This is a genomic window from Acetobacter vaccinii, assembly GCF_008365315.1.
GTDB classification, from domain to species: domain Bacteria; phylum Pseudomonadota; class Alphaproteobacteria; order Acetobacterales; family Acetobacteraceae; genus Acetobacter; species Acetobacter vaccinii.
In genome coordinates, this window is the sequence record NZ_CP043506.1 from 1,622,518 (window position 1) to 1,647,020 (window position 24,503).

General features: G+C 57.8%; 17 protein-coding genes. 13 read left to right on the forward strand and 4 right to left on the reverse strand.

What is annotated here, in order from left to right:
* Positions 1-13: 13 nt before the first annotated feature.
* Positions 14-2,995, forward strand: a complete 2,982-nt coding sequence (locus tag FLP30_RS07330; protein WP_246856458.1) for a glycosyltransferase — start codon at positions 14-16, stop codon at positions 2,993-2,995.
* On the opposite strand, the gene FLP30_RS07335 is transcribed toward FLP30_RS07330, so the two are convergent.
* Positions 2,930-3,403, reverse strand: a complete 474-nt coding sequence (locus FLP30_RS07335) for an NUDIX hydrolase (protein ID WP_149280284.1) — start codon at positions 3,401-3,403, stop codon at positions 2,930-2,932. The two genes, FLP30_RS07330 and FLP30_RS07335, sit on opposite strands and share 66 nt — an antisense overlap.
* Before the next feature lie 488 nt (positions 3,404-3,891).
* Here FLP30_RS07335 and FLP30_RS14240 point away from each other — a divergent pair, with 488 nt between their 5' ends.
* The 4 genes from FLP30_RS14240 (at position 3,892) to FLP30_RS07355 (ending at position 9,850) form a co-directional block, all read left to right on the forward strand.
* On the forward strand, positions 3,892-4,029 hold the full coding sequence (locus FLP30_RS14240; RefSeq protein ID WP_246856459.1) for a hypothetical protein: 138 nt from the start codon (positions 3,892-3,894) through the stop codon (positions 4,027-4,029).
* Positions 4,030-4,073: 44 nt separating this feature from the next.
* A complete protein-coding gene (gene uvrB / locus FLP30_RS07345) occupies positions 4,074-6,335 on the forward strand; it encodes an excinuclease ABC subunit UvrB (RefSeq protein WP_149279235.1) in 2,262 nt (753 codons plus the stop codon).
* A 68-nt stretch (positions 6,336-6,403) separates the two neighbouring features.
* Positions 6,404-7,063: a 2OG-Fe(II) oxygenase family protein gene (locus tag FLP30_RS07350; protein ID WP_149279236.1), complete on the forward strand. Its 660-nt coding sequence runs from the start codon at positions 6,404-6,406 to the stop codon at positions 7,061-7,063.
* A 42-nt stretch (positions 7,064-7,105) separates the two neighbouring features.
* Entirely contained in the window at positions 7,106-9,850 is a 2,745-nt protein-coding gene (locus FLP30_RS07355; RefSeq protein WP_149279237.1) for a M16 family metallopeptidase, read from the forward strand.
* Positions 9,851-9,968: 118 nt separating this feature from the next.
* On the opposite strand, the gene FLP30_RS07360 is transcribed toward FLP30_RS07355, so the two are convergent.
* Positions 9,969-11,816, reverse strand: a complete 1,848-nt coding sequence (locus tag FLP30_RS07360; RefSeq protein ID WP_149279238.1) for an HAD-IIIC family phosphatase — start codon at positions 11,814-11,816, stop codon at positions 9,969-9,971.
* Between the two features lie 229 nt (positions 11,817-12,045).
* Here FLP30_RS07360 and FLP30_RS07365 point away from each other — a divergent pair, with 229 nt between their 5' ends.
* Both FLP30_RS07365 and FLP30_RS07370 read left to right on the forward strand, forming a co-directional pair.
* The gene (locus FLP30_RS07365) at positions 12,046-13,596 is read left to right on the forward strand and encodes a CgeB family protein (protein WP_149279239.1); all 1,551 of its coding nucleotides are present in this window, start codon (positions 12,046-12,048) and stop codon (positions 13,594-13,596) included.
* Positions 13,593-14,390, forward strand: coding sequence for a glycosyltransferase family 2 protein (locus FLP30_RS07370; protein WP_149279240.1), 798 nt, complete (start codon positions 13,593-13,595; stop codon positions 14,388-14,390). Before FLP30_RS07365 ends, FLP30_RS07370 begins: the two co-directional genes overlap by 4 nt.
* 41 nt (positions 14,391-14,431) lie before the next feature.
* Here FLP30_RS07370 and FLP30_RS07375 read toward each other — a convergent pair whose 3' ends face one another.
* Both FLP30_RS07375 and FLP30_RS07380 read right to left on the reverse strand, forming a co-directional pair.
* Complete coding sequence (locus FLP30_RS07375; protein WP_149279241.1) at positions 14,432-15,103, reverse strand: 2'-5' RNA ligase family protein; 672 nt, start codon at positions 15,101-15,103, stop codon at positions 14,432-14,434.
* Positions 15,093-16,517 (reverse strand): helix-turn-helix domain-containing protein, encoded by a 1,425-nt coding sequence (locus FLP30_RS07380; RefSeq protein ID WP_149279242.1) that lies wholly within the window; start codon positions 16,515-16,517, stop codon positions 15,093-15,095. Before FLP30_RS07380 ends, FLP30_RS07375 begins: the two co-directional genes overlap by 11 nt.
* A gap of 130 nt (positions 16,518-16,647) precedes the next feature.
* Between FLP30_RS07380 and FLP30_RS07385 the strand changes: the two genes are divergently transcribed.
* The 6 genes from FLP30_RS07385 to FLP30_RS07410 all read left to right on the forward strand — a co-directional run bounded on the left by FLP30_RS07385 (position 16,648) and on the right by FLP30_RS07410 (position 24,503).
* The gene (locus FLP30_RS07385) at positions 16,648-18,210 is read left to right on the forward strand and encodes an MmgE/PrpD family protein (RefSeq protein ID WP_149279243.1); all 1,563 of its coding nucleotides are present in this window, start codon (positions 16,648-16,650) and stop codon (positions 18,208-18,210) included.
* A gap of 36 nt (positions 18,211-18,246) precedes the next feature.
* Positions 18,247-19,413, forward strand: coding sequence for a bifunctional 2-methylcitrate synthase/citrate synthase (prpC, locus tag FLP30_RS07390; protein WP_149279244.1), 1,167 nt, complete (start codon positions 18,247-18,249; stop codon positions 19,411-19,413).
* A complete protein-coding gene (gene prpB / locus FLP30_RS07395) occupies positions 19,410-20,342 on the forward strand; it encodes a methylisocitrate lyase (RefSeq protein ID WP_149279245.1) in 933 nt (310 codons plus the stop codon). The genes prpC and prpB overlap by 4 nt, the downstream gene beginning before the upstream one ends.
* 46 nt (positions 20,343-20,388) lie before the next feature.
* Complete coding sequence (gene acs / locus FLP30_RS07400) at positions 20,389-22,371, forward strand: acetate--CoA ligase (RefSeq protein WP_149279246.1); 1,983 nt, start codon at positions 20,389-20,391, stop codon at positions 22,369-22,371.
* 181 nt (positions 22,372-22,552) lie between these two features.
* Positions 22,553-23,116, forward strand: coding sequence for a DUF1643 domain-containing protein (locus FLP30_RS07405; RefSeq protein WP_149279247.1), 564 nt, complete (start codon positions 22,553-22,555; stop codon positions 23,114-23,116).
* Between the two features lie 106 nt (positions 23,117-23,222).
* On the forward strand, positions 23,223-24,503 hold the full coding sequence (locus FLP30_RS07410) for an aminopeptidase (RefSeq protein ID WP_149279248.1): 1,281 nt from the start codon (positions 23,223-23,225) through the stop codon (positions 24,501-24,503).

Sequence of the window (24,503 nt, forward strand, 5' to 3'; positions counted from 1 at the left end):
GCAGGGCGTGTACATGCTTTCAGGCGGACAACAGGACTGGACGGTTTTTGATGCCGCCTGGTACTTCAAACGGTATCAGGATGTTCTGACTGTGCTGGGGGTTGCAGGGCCGCAAGACTGCGAGGCTTTTTATACAGCCCACGGCACGGTGCTGCGACACTCCCCCAACCCCTATTTTGATGAAGACTGGTACCTGACCCGCTATCCGCATGTTGCCAGTGCGGTTGTGGCAGGCCTGCATGCCAGTGGCTTTGACCATTACTGCACCACTGGCTTACTGACCCATAACCCACACTGGCTGTTTGATGAGCAGTTTTATGCCCGCCCCCTGGCAGGGCAGGCCAGTGGCGGGCATCATGACTATCGCAACGGGTATGACCATTACCTACGGGTGGGGGATGGGCAATGCCTTGCCGGGTCGTGGTTTTTTGACCCCACACTGGCCCTTGCCAGCGGTGTGGAACGGCAAGGGCAGCTTGGGCCTTACAGCGCCTATGTCAGCATGGTGGCACCCCAAAGGCAGGCTGGATCGCCTTTATCTGTCTATTTTGATCCCGCTTGGTATGTGCAGGCATACCCAGATGTCGCACAGCAGATTGCCGGGGGGGTATGGCGGTGCGCCCTGCACCATTATCTGGCGAATGAAACGCCTACACATTATAATCCGAACGCGATTTTCTCTGAAGCATTCTATGCCAGTGTGAACTGCGATGTCGCAGAGGCTTTGGCGGATGGGCGTTTTAGAAATGCGTATGAGCATTTTCTGACATTCGGCCTTAAAGAATTACGCCGCCCCTCGGCCAGCGTTGATCTGGAGGCTTATAGCCACCATACCAGTGTGCGGCAGGATCTGGAGCAGGGGGGCTGTCGCGATATTTTTGCTCATTACGTGCTCCATGGCGGAAAACCAACGCAGGACCATACATTTTTACAGGAGAGCGAAGGCGTCGCCAGGGCGCTCTATCAGGAAATGTGTCGGATCAAGGCGCCGTTAATTCTGGCTGACAGACTGGATTTTTCAACCGGGAGCCCGGACCTGAGCGTGATTATGGTCGCCCACAACCTGTTTGCCATGACACTGGTGGCGCTGTCGTCGTTACGGGCTAATTATGCTGGGGGTATTCAGGTTATTCTTGTCGATTCCGGCTCAACTGACGGCATACGACAGATAGAAAAATATGTGCGTGGGCTTGATATCGTACGATTTGACGGGAATATCGGGTTTCTGCTGGGCTGTAATGCAGCGCTTGAGAAAGTATCCTCCCCTATTACGCTGTATCTGAATAACGATACCGAACTTCTGCCCGGTGCCATTGCCAATATGCTTGCCCGCTTTCAGTCTGAACCCGGCACAGGAGCTGTGGGGGGTAAGCTGATCCGCACCAACGGGCTCTTGCAGGAGGCAGGCAGCATTGTCTGGCGTGACGGTTCCGTGCAGGGGTATTTGCGTGACCAGCACCCTGGTGTGCCAGAGGCCAATTTTGTGCGCTCGGTTGATTATTGCGCCGGGGCATTTCTGGCGGTGCGGACCGATGCGCTGCGGCAACTGGGTGGGTTTGATACGCGCTACGCTCCTGCGTATTTTGAGGATACAGACCTGTGCCTGCGGGTGCATGCCATGGGGCTGGATGTTGTTTATGATCCTGCCATTGTCATCATGCATTATGAATATGGGACATCGGGCCTGATTAGCGGGGCATCCATGATTGCCCGTAATCAGGTTCTGTTCCGCACGACGCATGCGGCGTATCTCCGCAGCAAGAGCCTGAAGAATGACCGCATGACCATTCGGGCCCGTTCATGCGCCGGGGTGCGGGGGCATATTCTGTTTGTGGAGGACAGAATGCCCTGTCGCTTTCTGGGGGCAGGCTTTGCCCGCTCCAACGATATTGTGCATGCCATGGTGGAGCTTGGCTATCAGGTCACGATTTATCCTGTTTTCATATCGGATGACACACGCGATGAAGTCTGCAGGGCATTCCCAGACCGAGTGGAGATCATGCATGGGCGGGATATGGCAGGGCTGGAGGAGTTTCTGAAGGACCGCGCCGGATATTATGACACGCTATGGATTGCCCGCACCCATAATATTGATCGTCTGGCCCCGATACTGCAAAACTGCGCTGATACACTGGCAGGGTGCACCATAGTGCTGGATACGGAGGCCATTGCCACCCCCAGGGAGTACGCGCGGCGTGTCCTGTATGGGCAGGCGGGCGAACAGTCAGAGGCTGAGGCTCTGCGGCATGAACTGCGGCATCTGTTCATGGTGGATCAGCTTGTGGCTGTAGCTGACTATGAAAAAGATGTTTTGAAAGAGAGTGGTTTTCAGAACATCTCTGTTCTTGGTCACCAGCAGCGTGTTCGTGGCGGGCAACCCGGCTGGGCCGCACGGCAGGATATTCTGTTTCTGGGGGCGTTGCATGATGAGCAGTCCCCCAACATGGACTCACTCCGCTGGTTTGTGGCGGAGGTGTTGCCACTGTTGGCTCCCCTGCTGCCAGAGGGTGTGCGGGTGAGCATATGCGGTTATGTCGGGCCGGATGTGGACCTGTCGGCCTTTCGCCAAAACCCCGCCATCACAGTGTTGGGGCGGGTTGATCAGGTTGGGCCGGTTTACGACCGGCACCGGGTTTTTATAGCCCCGACCCGTTATGCTGCGGGTATTCCCTTTAAACTGCACGAGGCCGCCGCCCATGGTTTACCCAGTGTGGTAACAGACCTGCTGGCCCGACAGGTCGGCTGGACACCGGGGCAGGATCTCTTGTGTGCGGCTGCATCCGATCCGCAGGCGTTCGCACAGTGTGTGGCACAGCTTTATAATGACAGCGCCGTGTGGCACCGCGTGCGTGACAATGCCCGCGAGCGTATCCAGCGCGAGCACAGCCCGCAGGACTATCGCACACGGCTGGCGGCTATTTTGGCCCCATCAGGGCGCAGTAGTCTGGGTGGGCAGCAGGTCGGGGGCTTCGTCGTGGATGATCCGGCGGCTTAGACTGTACAGCCGCTTGCTGGCCCGTGCGCCAAGATGGCTGATGTCTTCCAGACTGAACCAGCGTGCTTCCAGCGCATCATCCCCCGCGTGGGCCTGTTGTGTGGGGCCATCAGGCTCCACACAGCGGACAGGCACAATCACATAATGAAAGGCCAGTGAGCCATCGGCGGCGTAATGCAGGCTGTCAAAACAGGGCAGAATGGTGGTGGCGTGGCTGGTCAGAGCTGTTTCTTCCAGCAATTCACGCTGGGCGGCGTCCAGCAGGGTTTCCCCTGCTTCAACCTTGCCACCGGGAAAGCCCCATAACCCGGCATCCGGGGCTTTGGCGCGGCGCACAAGCAGGAAACTGGCATCCCGCCGGACAATGGACAGGACTCCGACACGGGGCAGGGCAGGGCTATGGGTCATGCCGCGGAGGATGGGGGTGGGCTGATGAGAGGTCAATCCTCCCCTGCAATCATGGGGTTTGCCAGCACGACGGGCAGGCATGTTCAATGGGCTGATCCACCCAGGCGGGAAGGAGTGCGCTATTGGCCTGTCAATTCCGGGGTTTGCTGGCCCAGCATCCATGTGGCATTGCTCTTGCTGCATGGGGGCGGGGGTCATGACGGGGCAACCGGGGCAGAGTGCCACCGTAAGCCTGTTTCCACGCCAGCATTTGCTGAACGCGCAGGACGCAGCATTGTATCTGGGCATGCCCCGGCGCAGGTTGCGGCTGTTGGTGGCCTTGGGGGGGCGGCCCCAGACAGGTTCGGCCCAGAGGCGCTGCCCGCCTGTTCCGTCGGGAGGAGCTGGACCAGTATAGCGCAACCCAGTTTGAGCAGGCCGGGCTGACGGCGGAGGCTCTGGCCCATTACCGTCGGCAGAGGGCAACACCCGTCGGCCTGGACCCGTTTATGGACATGGCTACCAAGGACGAGCTGTGGCGTCTGGGCACATGGTTTGGCAGTCGTGCTGTCATTCTGGCCGGACTGGTGGTGATTGTGTTGTCGCACACACCGTTGTCGCGCCTTCTTTTTCATAGCCTCAAGTAAGGGGTGCTCTTGCATGGGCTTCGGGGCTGGCCCATTTTGGGGGTATGGGTGCTTCAAAAACGTCTTCTTCCGCCGCGCGTGGGCGCAAACGTGGGTCTCTGAGCGAGCGGGCGGCCAGCCTGCCCGCTGTAACCTTTGTGCCAGAACAGCAGTCCCCTCGGCCGCGTCTGCGGCGGATGGAGGTTGTGTCGGAATACGATCCCGCAGGCGACCAGCCCCAGGCTATTGCTGAACTGGTGCGCGGTGTGGAGGCTGGAGAGCGTGATCAGGTGCTGCTTGGCGTGACGGGCTCTGGCAAGACCTTCAGCATGGCCAAGGTGATCGAAGCTACGCAGAAACCCACGCTCATTCTTGCACCCAACAAAACACTGGCCGCCCAGCTTTATGGGGAAATGAAACAGTTTTTCCCCAATAACGCTGTGGAATATTTTGTCAGCTACTACGACTATTACCAGCCCGAAGCCTATGTGCCCCGGTCGGACACCTATATCGAAAAAGATAGCCAGATTAACGAGCAGATCGACCGTATGCGCCATGCGGCCACACAGGCGCTGTTGGAGCGTAACGATGTTATTATCGTGGCCTCGGTCTCTTGTATTTACGGTATTGGCTCGGTCGAGACGTATTCCCGCATGGTGGTCAAGCTGGAACTGGGGGGGCAGATTGATCGGGATAAGCTGATAAAAAGCCTGGTTGAACTGCAGTACCGCCGGAATGACGCCGCTTTTGCACGCGGGGCTTTTCGTGTGCGGGGTGAGACTGTCGATATTTTCCCCGTTCAAAACGAGGATAGAGCCTGGCGTGTTTCCCTTTTTGGGGACGAGGTCGATGGCATTGTGGAGTTTGACCCCCTGACGGGTGAAAAAACAGCCGACCTTCAGGAAATAACCATCTACGCCAACAGCCATTACGTTACGCCACGGCCGACGCTTAATCAGGCCATTATTGGCATCAAGCAGGAGCTGCGCGAGCAACTGGCCCAGTTTACCGCAGCGACCAAGCTGCTGGAGGCTGAACGACTGGATCAGCGCACCACCTTTGATCTGGAAATGCTTGAGACAACGGGTGTCTGTAAAGGGATTGAAAATTACTCCCGCTATCTGTCCGGCCGTAAACCGGGCGATCCGCCGCCAACCCTGTTTGAATACCTGCCGCAGGATGCGCTGCTGATTGTTGATGAAAGCCACGTCACAGTCCCGCAGATTGGCGGCATGGAGCGCGGAGACCACGCGCGCAAATCCATCTTGTCAGAATTCGGGTTTCGCCTGCCCTCCTGCCTGGACAACAGGCCGCTGAATTTTGCGGAGTGGGATACGTTCCGCCCCCAGACAATTTTTGTCAGCGCGACCCCCGGCCCGTGGGAAATGGAACGGACGGGAGGTGTTTTTGCCGAACAGGTTATTCGCCCGACGGGGCTGATCGACCCGGTCACGATTGTCCGCCCCGTTGAGCATCAGGTTGACGACCTGCTGGCTGAATGCCGGACCACTATCGGCAAGGGCGGGCGTGTTCTGGTCACGACCCTGACCAAGCGCATGGCCGAAGACCTGACCGATTATATGAACGAGGCAGGCATACGTGTGCGTTACCTGCATTCGGATGTGGATACGCTGGAACGGATCGAAATTATCCGCGACCTGCGGATCGGGGCGTTTGATGTGCTGATCGGGATCAACCTGCTGCGTGAGGGGCTGGATATTCCCGAATGTTCACTGGTTGCCATTCTGGATGCGGACAAGGAGGGTTTTCTACGCTCGCGCACATCCCTGATCCAGACCATTGGCCGCGCTGCCCGGAATGTGGAAGGTCGCGTGCTGCTCTATGCGGATAAAATGACGGACTCTCTGGCCTTTGCCATTGAGGAAACCGCCCGCAGGCGTGAAAAGCAGGTTGCCTGGAACGAGGCCCACGGCATTACGCCCCAGAGCGTGCGCAAGCAGATCAGCGATATTGTGTCCTCCGTGTTCGAGCAGGATTACGTGACTGTCGCGCCTGATCAGGACATGGGCGTGACCGACTTTGTCGGCAAGGATCTGGGGGCGGCCATCGCCGGGCTGGAAAAGCGCATGCGCGAAGCCGCAGCGGAGCTGGAGTTTGAAACCGCAGGCCGCCTGCGGGATGAAATCAAACGGCTCGAAGCCCTGCAACTGGGGCTGGAACCGCCCCCCGTTGCCACCTCGGCCGCAGGCAGGCAGCCCATGCGCCGCCGTGGGCGGGAGGAGCAGGTGCCCCGGCCACTGGGACCGGGCGGGGGCGGGTACGACCCCAAGGGCGGTAAGGGGCGGCGGCGCAAGGCTGCGGGCTAGGTCTTGTTTCCGTCTGACAACCCTTCTACCGTTTGGGGCATTGTCTATTTGCTGTGGGTATTGAAGGCATGAGCGTGTCAGACTCCCCTATCCGGCCGGATTACGAGGCTCTGGCCTCTGCCACTGTGGAGACCGATCCTTTTTTGCACATGGTGGTGCCGCATTTTATCCCACCGGGGGAACTGCCACGCCTGTTTGAAAGCCTGCCGGATATTCCCTCAGGGGGGTCGTTCCCCCCGACATCCCTACGGGTCTCCCCCCTGTTTGGTGGCCTGTTGCAGGAGATGGAGGGCCAGAAACTGCGTGATCTGATTGCCCTCAAACTTGGCATGGACCTGGCAGACGCCCCAACCATGCTGACAGTGCGTGGCCGCACGCGGGATAAGGATGGCCGGATCCATACCGATTCCGTCGCCAAGCGCGTGACGGCGCTGCTGTACCTAAACCCGTCTGGCCCGACATGGCAGCAGCAGGAAGGGTGCCTGCGGGTGCTGCGTGGCCCGCATGATATTGAAGATTACGTGCGCGAGGTGCAGCCCGTGGACGGCACCCTGCTGGTTTTTCAGAACGGTCCGACCGCCTGGCATGGGCACCGGCGTTTTGTGGGGCAGCGTTATACAATCCAGCTTAATTACATGACACAGGACGGCGTTGCCCGCTCGGAACTGCTGCGGCATCGGCTGTCGGCGGTGGCCAAAAAGCTGACCTTGTCCAGCAACCGTGGCTGAGTGCCAGCTGTAGTCCGTGCGTTTTTACGAACAGGAGCCTTCATGACAAACCGTATCGTCTCCAACGCCTGCAGGCGGATGTCCCTGTGCGCCGCAAGCATGGCCATTCTGGGGGCGACTGCTCTCTCGCCATTGCGCGCCCACGCTCAAGGGGTGGAAGCGCCGACCTATTCCGCCTTGGTACCAGCAGCTCTGAGCAGTGCTCAGGTCGTGCGCGCCAAGCTGGCCAACGGTCTGCGGGTTGTAATTGTGCCCGATCGGCTGGCCCCTGTGGTGACGACGGAAATCAATTATCTGGTGGGCTCGGCAGAAGCCCCCAAAGGCTTTCCCGGCACGGCCCATGCGCTGGAACACATGATGTTCCGTGGCAGCAAGGGGTTGGACAAGGACCAGCTTGCTGCCATTGGCACCCGTCTGGGTGGCAGCTACAACGCGGATACGACTGAGGATGTCACGCAGTATTTCTACACAGCCCAGGCCGATGACCTCCCCGTACTGCTGAAGATCGAAGCCCTGCGGATGAACGGGCTGACCCTGTCCGAGGCTGACTGGCAGAAAGAACGTGGCGCGATCGAGCAGGAAGTGGCGCGTGACCTGTCCAGCCCTGCCTATCGCTATCTGGAGCAGTTGCAGGCTATCCTGTTTGCAGGCACGCCGTATGAGCATGATGCCCTGGGCACCCGGCCATCTTTTGACAAGACAACAGCCGCCGACCTGCGGGCGTTTTATAAAAAATGGTACGCCCCCAACAATGCCATCCTGATCATCGCCGGGGATGTTGACCCGGTAAAGGCGCTGCAACTGGTGCAGGATACGTTTGACAGTATTCCCGCCCGCACCCTGCCTGCACGTCAGGCCGTGGCTCCTGTGCCACCACCCGCCCGGACGCTGTCCCTGACCACGGATTACCCTGTCGGGTTTGCCACATTAGCCTTCCCCATGCCGGGCTATTCCGCTAAGGATTTTGCAGTGGCGGATATCCTGTCCGATGTGCTGTCCAGCCAGCGGGGCGCGTTGTATGACCTGGTGCCACAGGGGAAAGCTCTGTTTGCTGGGTTTGAATATGCGCCCAAGAAGGAAGCCGGTTTTGGTCTGGCTCTGGCGGCTTTCCCCAAAGGGGGAGATTCTGCAAAGGCCATGCAGGATATACGCGGTGTGCTGGAAACGCTGCGTAAACAGGGTGTGCCTGCCGATCTGGTAGAAGCTGCCAAAAAGCGTGAAATTGCCCAGTTGCAGTTTGCAGCTAACTCGGTCAGCGGCCTGGCATCCTTGTGGTCGAATGCTCTGGCGTTCCAGAACCTGAGTTCCCCCGGTGATATGGTTGCGGCCTATCAGGCGGTTACTCCAGAACAGGTCAACCAACTGGCTGCCCGCCTGCTGGACCCCGCCCATGCTGTTTCCGCCGTGCTGACACCGGAAACATCGGGCCAGCCTGTATCGGGCAAAGGCTTTGGCGGGGCAGAAAGCTTTGCCACAGCACCTGACAAGCCCGTGGCCCTGCCTGAATGGGCAGACAAGGCTCTGGCCCGGCTGGAGGAACCAAAACCCACCCCCATGCCCGCGACCAGCACATTACCCAATGGGCTGACACTTGTTGTATGGCCATCGCACGTCAGCCATACCATTCAGCTTGCCGGGCAGGTACGGCAGACCCCCTCCCTCCAGCAGCCCAAGGGGCAGGATGGGGTAAGCGATATTACCGAAGCCCTGTTCTCTTACGGCACCACCACGCATGATCGTCTGGCCTTCCAGAAAGCACTGGATGACATTCCGGCGTGGGAAAGTGCAGGGAGTGGTTTTTCCCTGCGTGTTCTGACCCCGGATTTTGAAAAAGGTGTGGCGCTACTGGCGGAGAATGAACTGCACCCGGCTTTCCCTGAAAAGGATTTTGCCGTTGTGCGGGTGCAGTCGGCTCAGGCTCAGGCGGGGGAACTGGCCTCCCCCGGGCATCTGTTCAGCCGTGCGGTCAAGGCGGCTATCCTGCCAGCCAATGACCCGGCCCTGCGTGAAGCAACGCCGCAGAGCATTATGAAAGTATCGCACGAGGATGTCCGCCATTACTACCAGCAAGCCTGGCGGCCTGACCTGACAACCATTGTCGTAACCGGCGATATTACCCCTGAGAAGGCTCGTGCGGTTATTGAAAAGGAATTTGGAGGCTGGAAAGCTGAAGGCCCGACACCCGATATTACCTTGCCAGCCGTGCCGCTCAGCCGGGCGTCCCGTGCGGTCGTGCCGGATAAAAGCAGCGTGCAGGACGAGGTTGTTCTGGCGGAAACCCTTGGCCTGACACCAGCCCAGCCCGACCACTTCTTGCTGCAACTGGGCAATGAAGTGCTGGGCGGAGGGCTGTTCTCCTCCCGCCTGTATCGTGATCTGCGGGTCAAGACCGGGTATGTCTATTCCGTAGGGAGTGCGTTTGAATGGGGTCGCACACGCGGCATGTATAGTGTCAACTTTGGCGCAGACCCCGACAAGGTGGGCAAGGCACGCAATGCGGCCCTGCATGACATTAAAGCCATGCAGCTTGCCCCGCCTTCTGCCGAGGAACTGGCTCTGGCCAAAGCATCGCTGCTGCGGAGCATCCCGCTGCAACGCGCCAGCCTGGACAGGATTGCCTCACAATACCTCTATCTGTCCGATCTGGGGCTGCCGCTGGACAATGCAGACCGGGCTGCCCATGCTTATTATGGCGCAACCGGGGCCGAGGTGCAAAAGGCCTTCCAACACTGGATGCGGCCTGATGATCTGGCCAGCATTGTCAAAGGCCCAACACCCACCTGGTAAGGGTAGGTTGTGATGTGGACAGGTGCTACCGGCTGCCTGTCCATAAAAATGCCCTGACAAAATAATAAAAGATTTTGAATACCGCCTTTTTCACAAGGCGGTATTTTTTGATGCAGGCTCAGGCAGTCTGCGTGACCTGCACATGGGCAGGGGATTCAACGGCGCTGTGTGTGTCCAGAATGTAGTAGTGGACACCGTCGCTAAACCAGTCTTCATAAAAACCACAGCGGGTGTAAACATCGCGGCAGGGCGTGTTGTCCGACAGGTCGTGGACAGAAGCCGTAACGCGTTGTGTGTCGTCAGTTGCGCGTATGTGGGCAATGGCTGTGGCTATAATGCTTTCCTCCACATCCATGCCAAGCACCCGGCAACTCATGACATATTGGACAATGTCATGCTTGTAAAAATAGAGCACGGCAACAAGCCCATATTCCGTAAACCTGTCAGTAACCCGGACAGTGGCAATTCTGCCGCCCTCAGTCAAAAATGTGCTGAGTTCCTGAAAGCTCCAGCGTTTTCCGGATGTATTGAACTGGTTTGTGCGGTTTGTCAGCTCCAGCGCACGGGCGACCTCAGGGTGTGCCGGGTTGTCGATATAGGTGACAGAAGCTGAACAGTTGAGTGAGGCTAAAAAATCCTCCCGGTTCATGGTGGTGCGGGTTTTTTCCCGCGCCATCTGGCCACGCACCATATCCTCTCGCTTGGCAGATTCCTGTGTCAGATGGGCCAGTCGTGTTTCCGCCGACCAGAGCAGAATGCGGCGTGTCATGTAAGGGTTGCCGCCAATGGCGCGGATGTCGGGCAGGGCGGCCACTACGCTTGCGCGCTCTACGGGGTTATCATCTACAAAAACAACATTCTTGGGCCGCAGGCTGAATTCTGCACAGATGGCACTAATGTTTTCCGCCTTGGGCCGCCAGTTGATCTTGATGGATGCAAAATCATCCAGACTGATGAAGGCAGGGTTCACAACATCCTGCCAGTGTTCGCGCACATAGGCTTCATCATTCTTGGAGCATACAGCCACCAGTATGCCGCGTGCGCGCAGGGCGTGAATGGCCTCCCACACGCCCAGAGGCCAGCCATCGGTACGGGGCCAGGGTTGGCTGTCGGGGCGATAATGCTCAGCAATCTGCCCTCGCCACAGGGTATTATCCAGGTCGAAGACAACGGCCTTGACCTGATCAATCTGGCGCACAGTACGAAAAGCCGACACAATCTGGCGGAAAATTGAGGCTATAAACTCATCTCGCTTCAGGGGCAGGATGCCGTCCAGCGGGGGGATGGGTTCATTGCGGGCTACGCGGCCAAAGTCGTCCCAGTCCTGATAGGCCACAGCGTTGTGACTGTGGAAGTAGATCATGTCATCCAGCACGTAACGCTTGCCAATGCTGGAGGCAACACTGTCTGTATCCAGCACATAGGCGTTGCTGTATTCGTTGATCTTGTTGGTCAGGTGCTGGTTCAGGTGGCGGACTATGGCGGCCAGATCACCCGCTTCGCCTTGCCCGGCAAGGCTTGGGGCGGTGCTTTGCTGCGGGGCAATAAAATTGGCGACAAAAGTTAGCAATCCGTTGCTGCGGTTATAACGCAGCGCGCTTTCCAGCATCATATCCAGAGTGCTCAGTGCGTCATGCAGGATGGCCTGCGCCTGTGCCGGGTCATTCAGGTTATGCCCAGCCACAACCCGGTCACTCAGGACTGTGCGCAGGGGGATCTGCACGTATTGAAAGTCATACTCCGCCACAGGGGCAGGGGGGCTTTCGGGTAGAACACTGACAAAATTATAGGCGAGATAATCAAACCGGATATCGGGGTAACGCAGGCCAAACTGTTCCATATACAGCGCCGTCAGACATGATCCCACGAGCAGAACACGGTGGATGGGGGCGGGTGTGCGCTCCAGATCAGGCGGGAACAGGAACTGGTCGGAGGAAAGCGGAGACTGATCAGTGTGGGAGTGCATCGGGCGACTTCCGGAAAACGTGGTGATCCATATCCTGTCCCCCGTGTGGTGCAGCGGGCACCAGTCATCGGGGTGTGCTGCATGGTATTGTTTTAGATAAATTTAAATATTTCAGGCCTATGCTTGACCATGCTTAAGGTGTTGCCGTGGACAGGTGCAGTGCATGGGCTGAGCATAAGCCGGTAGAGATTAATTTTTTCTTTCTTATGTACCGCTAGTGGAAGACGCAATGGTTACGTTGACGGCATGGAACAAGAAAGACATCAAAACAATAGGGGAGTCTGGGGGATTTAACCCAGATTTCTATTTTCAGGAAAATCCGGATATCCAGCATTCTGGCCTGGACCCCATCGTGCATTATGTTTTGTACGGAGCCGCAGAAAGCCGTAACCCGAACGAGAATTTCAACACCGATATTTACTGCCGCCTTTACAGGAACGCGATCGGGCAGGATGAAAACCCTTTTGCCCATTATATTCGCAATAATAATTCCTTGTTTTTTTTTGAAAAAGGACTTTTACAGGAGTATTCCTACGAATCCATCACCAAGGCATTCCGCAGATTTAAAAAATATCCTTTTTTTGATGAAGAGGATTACAAGCGGATGAACAGTGACATTGTGTCCGCGCATATTCCGGTCCTGCGCCATGCGCTGTTGTATGGCATCGGGGAAGGGCGGGAGGTTTTTTCCAAGCGTGCCATTGTCCGGTTTCTGGGCGAACAGTGCCAGAAGGTTTTTCCCGAACAGGAAAACGACAATACCGAAAGCCATGCCAGCCCAAGCAGTGTGGGGGTTTTTTATCACTCCTGCGGCAATTCGTTTATTGCCGAACTTGCCGCCTGCCTGACCCAGTATCTCCGTGACAGTGGGCTGAATGCTCAGGTCATGACAGAGAAAACCCCCGCAGAGGATGCCCCTGATCTGTGCATTTTCTGCGCGCCGCATGAGTTCTTTTTTCTGGATGGTAATGCCACATGGAAGCGTGATGAGATCATCCGTCAATCCATCATGTTCAATACCGAGCAACCGCAAACTGTGTGGTTTACGCGGGGTGTCTTGTATATTCTGATGTCAGCCGGGGTCATGGACCTGTGTTATCAGAACCTTGAGGGATTTTCTCAGGTTGGTTTGCCGGTTTTTCATTTTGATCCACCTGTCTCCATGACTGGTAGCCAGTTGAAGGAGGAGGACAGGAAACATCCGTTGTTCCGCGTCCTGCCCCGTGCTGCGCGGGAGGGGTCAACCCCTTTCCGGCCGTTTGCGGAGCGGTCTATTGATGTTAGTTTCTTTGGCAACGCCTCACGCAAGCGCGAACGTTTTTTTGCCAAGTCTGCCGCGTTCTTTTCGGCCTATCAGTGCTTTTTCTATTATCGTAAGGCGGAAGGGCCGATCCCCGGTCATGGGCGTTACGATATTCTGTCACGCATGCCCCGATATGTAGCCGAGAACTCAAAAATAACCCTGAATATCCATAGGGATGACTCCTGTTTTTTCGAGTGGCACCGCATTGTCCTGCACGGTCTGGTATCAGGCACAATCGTGGTTACGGAGGAGTGTTTCCCCCATCCCCTGTATCGGGAAGGTGAGCATTTTCTGGCAGAGGTACCACGCCATATTCCTAATCTCGTGGAGTGGCTTGTCCATTCACCAGATGGTCAGGAAAAAGCAGAGCAGATACAGGCGAACATCTTTACCCTTTTGCAGGACCAGCAGCATGTTGGTGCCAGCAGGAACAGTCTGCGGCAGTATGTGTCCATGGTCTGGAGTGCCCGGCAATGAGTGTTGTCAAGCAGTGGGACCCCGTGCCGGAAACGGTTTTTTCCTACAGGAAACGTACACGTAAGCCTGCCAACCTGATCAGCATATGCCTGACACATTTTAATTACGTAGATGTGGTTGAAGAATGTCTGGAGAGCATTGCCGCCCAGACACACCATGATCTGGAAATTGTTCTGGTCGATGATTGCTCTGTGCAGGAGCAGGCCTTGTCAGTCATGACCGCCTGGATGGAAAAAAACAGGACACGATTTTACAGCCTGCGTTGCCTGTCCAACAGCCGTAATCAGGGGCCGTCATTTAGCCGCAACATGGCGTTCCATCATGCTTTATCCGAGCATGTTTTTATTATGGATGCTGACAATATTCTGTATCCAACGGCTCTGGAAAAACTCTATGCAGCCCTCAAAGGCGGGAAATTTCCTGCTATATATTCACAGTTGGAAGAGTTTGAGGGGCGTGCAGGCATCGGTCATGCAGATTTGTGGGACCCTGTGCGGATGCGTAAAAACAATTATGTGGATGTCATGGCGCTTGTCCGCAAAAGTGTTTGGGAACAGGTGGGTGGGTTCAGCCATATTGAAAACGGATGGGAAGATTACGATTTCTGGCTGAAATTTATAGACCATGGGTTTGAACCCGGTTTTCTGCCTGAAATTCTCTGCCGTTATCGCGTGCATGCAGCATCGCGCACGGCCACCGATGCGCTGGCCGCCCATTATGATTTGGAACTGGTAATGGAATTCCGCCATCCACCAGCCCTTATCGGGCAGGATGTGCCAACATCTGCTCTCTAAGAACGGCTTTAAGCCGCACCTTCTACGGTAGGGCTGCGGGATTATTGCTCGTTCTGGACGCTATAAAGAGTTGTAAAGTTATCCCGACAAAGGCCGATATCCGGGCGTAGGGGTGTCGTGGCGTCCAGTGTGACCAGTTCCAGATGGCAGTGGGATATGGGCATGGGAAAGTCGGGAACAGGCAGGGTTTTGAGTATGGCCTGCACCTGCGCTAGAGGATGTGCCTGTAAATAGCTGCCAAGGGTAATGTGCGGCATAAAGCTGTCACGTGGCACTTCCCCAGAGATGTGCGCTAGAGTGCTGCGGATTTGGTCAGTTGTCGCACTCTGGTCTTCAAGAGTTATAAAAATACCGTAGGCATTAGCCTCCAGCCCGGTCATGACAAGGCGTGGCTGTGTGTGGGGGAGTGCCTTTGCTGCGTCAATCTGGCGGCCGATGGTGTCGGGCGTTATGTCGTCGTTATAGCGGATGCTGGTGGACAGAAAGCCACTGGCGAACAGAGTGACATGAAAATGATGGATAGGGGCGGTGCCCAGGGCCGTGCTGATGGCCGCAGCCAGATGTGTCAGCTTTTGTCTTATAGCCTCATCATCAAGCCGGTACATCCACACACAGTAGCGGGTGCGGCCTTTGTGCCAGTCTTTAAAGTTCCCCATGTCCGCCAGAATGGTGTGGTGGGGCGTGCTTGTATAAGTATCCTTGTTATTTTGCATGTTTTTCAGGGAGCGCACGGTAGGGTACAACCCCACGTGCATCATTGCCTGTATCCAAAGCACGGCCGGAAACGGGGAGGGAGCGGTGGCTACAGTTATCCCGCTCGCAGGCGCGGCAGCCTGGCCCAATGGGCACGACGAGATGATGATCTTCCAGATTCAGCCCTGCTGCGTAAACAGTCCGGCGACCATCGGCAATGCGGCACCCCAGCACAATGGCAATCTGTCGTGGCCTGTCAGCATAAGTCAGGCCGTCACGGCTGACTGTGCGCGCAATGTTAAGGTAAATGGCATCATCCATGGTCTGGGAAAGCTGGACCTGAATTTGCCCCGGTGTAGCAAAGGCCCGAAAGACATTCCACAAGGGACAAGGGCCGCCAAACCGCGCTTGTGAAAACCTGTTGGCAGAAAAACTTTTAAGAATATTTCCAGCAATATCCAGTTTGAGAAAATAAAATGGGATGCCCTCAGACCCAGGGCGCTGCATGGTGCTGAGCCGGTGGCTGACCTGCTCAAAGCTGACACCAAAATGTCTACGCAGGCAGTCAATGTCGTAGCGTGTCTGTTCTGCTGTTTTTAAAAAACGAGTGTAAGGCAGAAGGAGTGCACCTGCAAAGTAATTGCCTAAATAGACGCGGGCCAGCGCAATGGCGTTATTTTCCTTTGGTCCTTCCCGGCGTAGGATACTGGCCATAAGCTGCCCATGTTCAAGCTGCCCTATAATTTGTGCCAGATAGAACAGGGTGCTCTCAGGCGGCTGGTTGTGTGAGAGCAGAATACGGCGTGTCCGGTAGTCCACGCGCCAGACAAGGCCGCGGGCCTCCATATCCGGGTCAAAGGCAATGGCCAGGCCATGTTGGTCTTGCAGGTGGGTGGCAAGGGCTGGGGCCAGTGCCCCGTCCTGCGGGTTCAGGGTTTCGTAAAACTGCTCGGCGGCACAGTCCAGAGTATGGAAGTAGTTGTCATGCTCCTGCACCCAGTTGCCAACAGTTTCGTAGGGTTCAAGCTGTGGGGCTGGGTTTTTCTCACTCTCCATACGCTCACGGTCAAAGGCATAGGCGCTGTAGAGGGTCAGAAAGGCTTCGCAGAGTTCTGGACTGCTTCTTGCAAAATCAGCCATTTTTGAAAGGGAGAGCGGACTGTCCTTGAAAATGGGGTCTGCCATCGTCTCGCGCATGGCCTGCACGGCTCTGGCCTCACGCGTGTCATTGAACCAGGCGGGGCTGAGGGAAAAGCGCTCGCACAGTGTTTGCAACAGGTGGTGGGGCATGGGCCGGTGGTCACGCTCGATCTGGTTCAGGTAGCTGAGCGAGATCTCAAGCATGTCTGCCAGTGCAGCCTGTGTCAGGCTCTCGCGCTGGCGGAGCTGGCGTAGTCTGGGTCCGGCAAAAAGTTTGGTCTTTGTTCTGGCCATGGGTCACGACTTCGCAAACTTTGCAAACAGGGAAAACCCCTTCGCCTCTTTCTACTCTTATCGCACTCCTGTTTCCTACGACAGTCTGCGACAGTCTGCTCATAATTCATAGCAGAGCAGGGGCATATCCATGCAGTACCATGACGTTCGAGTACATCCGGAAAGTGATCGCCTGCCACGGGCGGACCAACTGGCATGGAAGATCGCCCAGGTCGCGACTGACCCCGTTGCGGTGGAAGACACCGTGACAGACATGATCATCAACCGCCTGATCGACAACGCTGCTGTGGCTGTAGCCTCGGTCAACCGCCATCCGGTCATGAGTGCCCGGGCGGAAGCTCTGGCGCACCAGCGCGCTGATGGTGCAACGCTGTTTGGCATGGGGCCGGATGTGCGCGTGCATGCCGAATGGGCAGCCTGGGCCAATGGCACGGCTGTGCGCGAACTGGATTACCACGATACCTTCCTGGCCGCGGAATATTCGCACCCCGGTGACAATATTCCCGGTATTCTGGCAGTAGCCCAGCAGTGTCGCCGCAGCGGGGCGGAACTGGTGCGCGGTATTGCCACGGGTTATGAAATCCAGATTGATCTGGCCCGTGCCATTTGCCTGCACAAGCACAAGATTGACCATGTGGCGCATCTTGGCCCGTCTGTTGCCGCGGGGATTGGCACCCTGCTGCGCCTGCCGCCTGAAGTCGTTTATCAGGCTATTGGTCAGGCACTGCATGTTACAACCGCGACCCGGCAGAGCCGCAAGGGGGAAATTTCCTCCTGGAAAGCCTATGCCCCGGCGCATGCAGGCAAAATGGCGGTGGAGGCGGTAGATCGCGCCATGATGGGCGAGACATCTCCCACCCCGATTTACGAAGGGGAAGATGGCGTTATTGCCTGGATGCTGGACGGTAAGGATGCAGCCTACAAAGTGCCGCTGCCAGAAGCGGGTGAGGCCAAGCGCGCCATTCTGTCATCCTACACCAAGGAGCACTCAGCCGAATATCAGAGCCAGGCCCTGATCGACCTTGCCTTCCGCATGGGCAAGCAGGTCAGCAACTGGGATGATGTCGCGGATATCCTGATCGAAACCAGCCACCACACCCATTATGTGATTGGCACAGGCTCCAACGACCCGCAGAAGTTTGATCCCCAGGCCTCGCGCGAGACGCTGGACCATTCGATTATGTATATCGTGGCTGTGGCCTTGCAGGATGGCTGCTGGCATCAGGTGCATTCCTACGCGCCAGAACGTGCCCGCCGCCCTGATACCGTGCGCCTGTGGCAGAAAATTCACACGATCGAAAAGCCGGAATGGACGGCGCGGTACCACGAGACCGATCCCAACCGCAAAGCCTTTGGTGGCCGCATTATCATCCGCATGAAGGATGGCCGTGTGCTGGAGGACGAACTGGCAGTCGCCAACGCCCATACGCTGGGGGCTACGCCTTGGGTGCGGGCGGACTATATCCGCAAGTTCCGCATGCTGGCGGAAGGTGTTGTGCCTGAGCGCGAGATCGAGCGTTTTCTCGATGTCGTGCAGCGTCTGCCCGATCTTAAGGCGGGGGAACTTTCCCAGCTGGAAATCCTCATCCCCGCGCAGGACCTGCGGCAGAATACGGCGGAAGGGATTTTCAACTTCGGGCAGGCTCAGGCCATGGTGGGCGCATCCACCAGGGCTGCGGCGCTGACTTCCTGACAAATATGCTCTGAACGCCAATACGGGAGCAGAACGGTGACAACAGAACTCCATAAAAAACCCAAAAAGTCCGTTGCTCTGTCGGGAACAGTCGCAGGCAACACGGCACTAAGCACAGTCGGGCATAGCGGGAATGACCTGCATTACCGGGGCTACGATATCCGTGATCTGGCGCGCGCCTGCACGTTTGAGGAAGTCGCGCATCTGTTAATTCACGGCTACCTGCCCAACAGTGCGGAACTGGCCAGCTATCGCCGCCACCTGCAAGGCATGCGGGGTATTCCCGACATTGTCCGTGCAGCGCTTGAACGCCTGCCTGCTGCGACACACCCGATGGATGTCATGCGCACAGCAGTATCCCTGCTGGGTTGCGCGCTGCCAGAGCGTAGTGACTGCCCCATGGCAGGCGCGCGTGACATTGCGGACAGGCTTGTGGCGTCCCTGGGGTCCATGCTCCTGTATTGGTACCACTACTCCAACCACGGTCGCCGGATTGAAGTCCAGACGGATGATGACAGCACGGGCGGGCATTTTTTGCATCTGCTGCACGGTGGCACTCCGTCGGACGAGTGGGTGCAGGCTATGCACACCTCCCTGATCCTGTATGCCGAGCATGAGTTCAATGCCTCCACGTTTACATCCCGCGTGGTGGCTGGCACCGGGTCGGACATGTATTCCGCCATTACGGCGGCTGTGGGGGCCTTGCGCGGGCCCAAGCATGGTGGTGCGAACGAGGTGGCGCTGGATATCCAGCAGCGTTACCACACGGCGGACGAGGCAGAAGCGGATATCCGCCGCAGGCTGGCGGAAAAGGAAGTCATTATCGGGTTCGGCCACCCGGTTTACACCATTGCCGACCCGCGGAGTGACATCATCAAGGAAACCGCTCGCACCCTGTCCCGCCGTAACGGCAACACCCGCCTTTACACGGTGGCAGAGCGGATCGAGCGGATTATGGACGAACAGAAAAAGATGTTCCCTAATCTCGATTGGTTCAGTGCTGTTTCCTACAATGCCATGGGTATTCCCACGGCCATGTTCACGCCTGTGTTTGTTATTGCGCGTGTCACAGGCTGGTGTGCACATGTGATCGAACAGCGGCAGGATGGCAAAATCATTCGCCCGTCCGCCAATTATGTCGGCCCCGATGTGCGGCCTTTTGTGTCTCTGTGTGAGCGTGATGGACTGGAGTGCGCGGCATGACCTATCTGGTTGGTAAAGACCTGCCCACGCGGCCTGCGGGGCAACGCTTCAGGGAACTGCTGGCTGGCAAAGGTATTCTCCAGCTTCCGGGGGCACATAACGGTCAGGCGGCCCTGCAGGCGCGGGATAACGGGTTTGAGGCGCTGTACCTGTCCGGTGCAGCCATGACCGCCAGTATGGGCCTGCCTGATCTGGGCATTATCACGGTGGAGGAAGTCTGCTTCTTCATCCGTCAGATTGTCCGCTCCTCCGGCCTGCCGCTGTTGGTTGATGGTGACACGGGCTATGGTGAGACCCTCAATGTCATGAACATGGTGCGGGCGTTTGAAGATGCAGGGGCTGCCGCCGTGCATATTGAGGACCAGATCCTGCCCAAGAAATGCGGGCATCTGAACGACAAGAAGCTGGCATCCCCGCAGGATATGGCCCAGAAAGTGGCCGCAGCCGCGCGGGCACGGCGGGATATGGTCATTATCGCCCGGACCGATGCCGCAGGCTCGGAAGGGATAGATGGTGCTGTGGCCCGAGCACGGCTTTATCATCAGGCCGGGGCGGATGCCATTTTCCCGGAAGCCCTGACGTCGGAAGCTATGTTCAGGGAGTTTGCATCCCGCCTTCCGGATGTGCCCCTACTGGCAAACATGACCGAGTTTGGGCGGACGCCGTATTTTACCGCCAGCCAGTTTGAGCAGATGGGATATTCCATGATCATCTGGCCGGTCAGCTCCCTGCGTGCGGCCAACAAGGCGCAGGATACGTTGTATAAAACCATTGCCCGCACGGGTGGCACCTGGGATTTGCTTGACCAGATGCAAACAAGGGATGAACTTTACAAGACATTGCGTTATTATGACTACGAGTCTCTCGATGCGGGCATAGTGGCGACAGTTTTGCCGCATATTGGCAAGTCTGACCGCGACGCAGCCTGAATTTTTCTGTCCCGGACAAAAACAAAAAAACCAGGGAAACGGAATCATGTCTCACACCACAGTCATCCCGGCCAGCACCTATGCCGGGTATCCGGCTATTATGACGCCCCACCAGCTCGACACCATGCGGGCACGCGCCCAGCGTGATCCTGATGGTTTCTGGCTGGAACAGGCAAGGCGCGTTTACTGGCACCGCAAACCTACGCAGGCTTTTACAGGTAGTTTTGAAGGTGATGTCTCAATCCGGTGGTTTGAGGACGGGCAGTTGAATGTGTCTGTCTGTTGCATCGACCGGTATCTGACAGACCGGGGTGATCAGGTTGCGCTGATCAGCCATAGGGAAGGGCGGCAGGCTTCGGAAAAAATCACCTACAGCATGCTGCACGAGCGTGTTTGCCGCCTGGCCAATGCGCTGACCCATCTGGGGGTGGAAAAAGGACAGCGTGTGGCCATCTGCCTGCCCATGGTGTCCGAGGCTGTGGTGGCCATGCTGGCCTGCGCCCGTATTGGTGCGGTGCATGTGGTTCTGTTTGGTGGTTTTTCGGCTGAAGGCATTGCCGAACGTCTGGTGGACAGTGGGACTGTTGCCGTTATTACCGCCAACGTGGCCCGCCGTGGGGCCAAGCTGGTGCCATTTAAGGAAACGATTGACGAAGCCCTGCGCAAGGCGGGCAGTGCCAGCAGTGTGCATTCCGTTCTGGTTGTCAGCACATCGGACGACCCTGTTCTGATGTTGCCTGGCCGTGACTACAATTATCATGACTTTGTGGATGAATTCGAGGCTGATTTCGTGCCTGTTCTGATGAACGCGGAGGACCCTCTGTTCCTGCTCTATACCTCAGGCAGCACCGGCAAACCCAAAGCTATTGTGCATGCGTGTGGCGGGTATATTGTGTGGGCGGCTTATACCATGGGCATGGTCTATACCCATCAGCCGGGTGATGTGCTGTGGTGCACGGCGGATGTGGCGTGGATTACGGGGCACACATCCGTGGTGTATGGGCCGCTTGCAAACGGTGGCACCACCATGATTTCCGACAGCCTGCCCACACATCCGTATCCCGGCCGCTGGTGGGATCTGGTGGACCAGTACAAGGTGACCATGCTCTTCACCGCCCCGACCGCTGTGCGGACGATGATGGCGGAGGGTGACGAGGTGGTGAAGAAACGCGACCTCCGCTCTCTCCGGCTTCTGGGCGTTGCGGGCGAGCCGATCAGCCCGGATGCCTGGCAATGGTATCATGACGTTGTGGGCAACAAGCGCTGCCCGGTGGTGGATACGTGGTGGCAGACGGAAACAGCCGGTATCGTGCTGGGACCAATGCCGGGTGTGCAGGCCCTCAAACCCGGCTCCGCCACCATGCCCCTGCCGGGGGTGGAAATGACACTGATCGACCAGCAGGGTGGTGCTGTGACCGGGCCGGGGGAAGGTGCATTGTGCATCAGCCGTTCCTGGCCGGGACAGGCCCGCACGATCTGGGGGGATCACGAGCGTTTCCGCCAGACCTACTTCACCATGGCGCCGGGGCGTTATTTCACCGGTGATGGTGCCAAGCGTGATAGCGATGGATATTACTGGATTACCGGCCGTATGGACGATGTCATCAACATCGCGGGCCACCGGCTTGGTACGGCGGAGGTGGAAGAAGTGCTGGCGGAAGACCACCGTATTGTGGAATCCGCAGCCGTTGGTGTGCCGCATCCGGTCAAAGGGCAGGGGCTGGTGGTGTTTGTCATCCCCCGCAAGGATGCAGCGGGTGAGGTGACAGAGCAGGCTCTCTCGCGGCTGATTGCCTCCCAGCTTGGGCGGTATGCAGCGCCCGAGGCGGTCTATCTGGTGCCAGACCTGCCGCGCACCCGGTCGGGCAAGATTGTCCGCCGCCTGCTGCGCAAGATTGCAGAAGGGCAGATAGAGAATTTTGGTGACCTGTCAGCTTTGAATGACATGGCGATCGTAAAGATGTTATGTGATCGGGTGTGGGGCCAGATGGCCTTTTCACACGGTGTTCCCGAGCAGGCCCGGGCCTGAAACCACGTTACAGCCGGGTGTGCAGGGCTTGCCTTGCGCGGCAAGATCGGAAGGCCGGGGCCATGTGCCCCGGCCTTTTCGCATTGTGGGGTGGTGGTTCTGGGCCAGGTATTTGCCTGTTGGGCGCATGCCGCCTACATGGGCTGGAGTTTTGGCAGCATATATCCGGCGCGGGGGCACCATGCACGATCTGTTTGAAGGGCACCATGTTGGCGATTCCCGTCCGTTGAAACTGGGGGGAGATGTTGTCAGCTCCGCCACCTACGGGGGGGCTGACCGGTGCTACCGTTACACGCTGCGCCGCGTGTGGGACCCCTCCGGCCCTGTCATGATGTGGCTGATGATGAACCCTTCGGTCGCGACCGAGGACGGGGATGACCGCACGGTGGCCAAATGTCAGCGGTATGCGCGGGCCTGGGGGTATGGGGGCATGCTGGTGGGGAATACCTTCGCCTATCGTTGCACCGACCAGAAGCGATTGCTGGAAACGCCCGACCCGGTCGGACCAGAGAATGATGCCGCCCTGCTGGCCATGGCGGGGGAGGCCGGGCTGATTGTGGCGGCCTATGGTTCCCCCCATGATCGTGAACTGCGTGCCCGTGGGCCGGAGGTGCTGCGTCTTTTGCAGCAGCATGGTTTTGCCGTGCATGCGCTCAGGATCAGCAACACCGGGCGACCCTGCCACCCTTTGTACCTCCCCTCCACCTTGACGCCGGAGCTACTGCCGCAGGAGGGCACGCCTTAGTCCTGCCTTCCTGTCTGTCGTGTGTTGACTGGCGCGGCACTTCGGTATCCCCTTACGGGATAAGGAAGAACCATTGCCCCAAAGGGCATGAAAGGCCGGACCAACCATGACAGGAGAAAGCACGCATCATACCACAGGGTATCTTGCGTCGGACGAATTTGCGGCCATGCTGGATCGGCTGGGGGAGGTTGCGGTTCGCACGGGGCTGAACGTGCTGCCGGGCCAGCAGGTCATTCTGACAGCTCCGTTGCATGCGGTGCCGCTGGTGCGGCGGGTGACAGAGCATGCCTACCGGGCCGGTGCGTCGCTGGTCACAACCTTTTATTCCGATGACCAGACCACTCTGGCCCGTTACCAGTATGGGGCGGAGGACACGTTTGACACCGCCGCAGGCTGGCTGGCCAAAGGGATGGCCGACGGTTTTCGCGAAGGTGCGGCCCGCATGGCCATTACTGGTGGCAACCCGGCTCTTCTGGCCGGGCAGAAGCCTGACCATGTCTCCCGCGCCAGCAAGGCGGCGTCCATCGTCAACCGTCCTGCCATGGAAATTATCACGAATTTTGATATCAACTGGTGCATTGTCGCAGCAGCAACGCCGGAGTGGGCACAGCAGGTGTTTCCGCACCTGCCGCCCCAGCAGGCGCTGGAAGAACTCTGGCGCGCCATTTTTGCGGTTTCCCGCCTGACAGGGCCAGACCCTGTGGCAGAATGGGCAACCCATAACGCCATCCTGCACCGTCGCGCCACGTTCCTGAACGATGCCCGCTACGCGGCCCTGCACTTTACCGGCCCCGGAACCGACCTGACAGTGGGGCTGGCTGACGGGCACGACTGGGCCGCCGGGGCCGAAAAGGCGGGCAATGGTGTTGTCTGCAACCCCAATATCCCGACCGAGGAAGTGTTTACCACGCCCCACCGCCTCAAGGTGGAGGGGCATGTCTCCAGCACCAAGCCGCTATCCCATCAGGGGACATTGATTGACGGTATCCACGTGCGGTTTGAGGCTGGCCGGATTGTGGATATGCAGGCCACAAAAGGGCAGGACGTGCTAGCCCGTGTGCTGGATACGGACGAAGGGTCCTGTCGTTTGGGAGAGGTGGCACTGGTGCCCCATTCCTCCCCCATTTCACGCAGTGGTATCCTGTTCCAGAACACATTGTTTGATGAAAACGCCGCGAGCCATATTGCTCTGGGGCAGGCCTATACCAAGTGTATGCGCGATACCGAGGGGCAGGACGAGGCCAGCCTTGCCGCCCGTGGGGCCAATACCAGCATGATCCATATCGACTGGATGATCGGTTCGGGCCAGGTTGATGTTGACGCCGTTACAGCCGACGGCAGCCATACCCCCCTGATGCGCCAGGGCGAATGGGTGGTTGAAGCATGA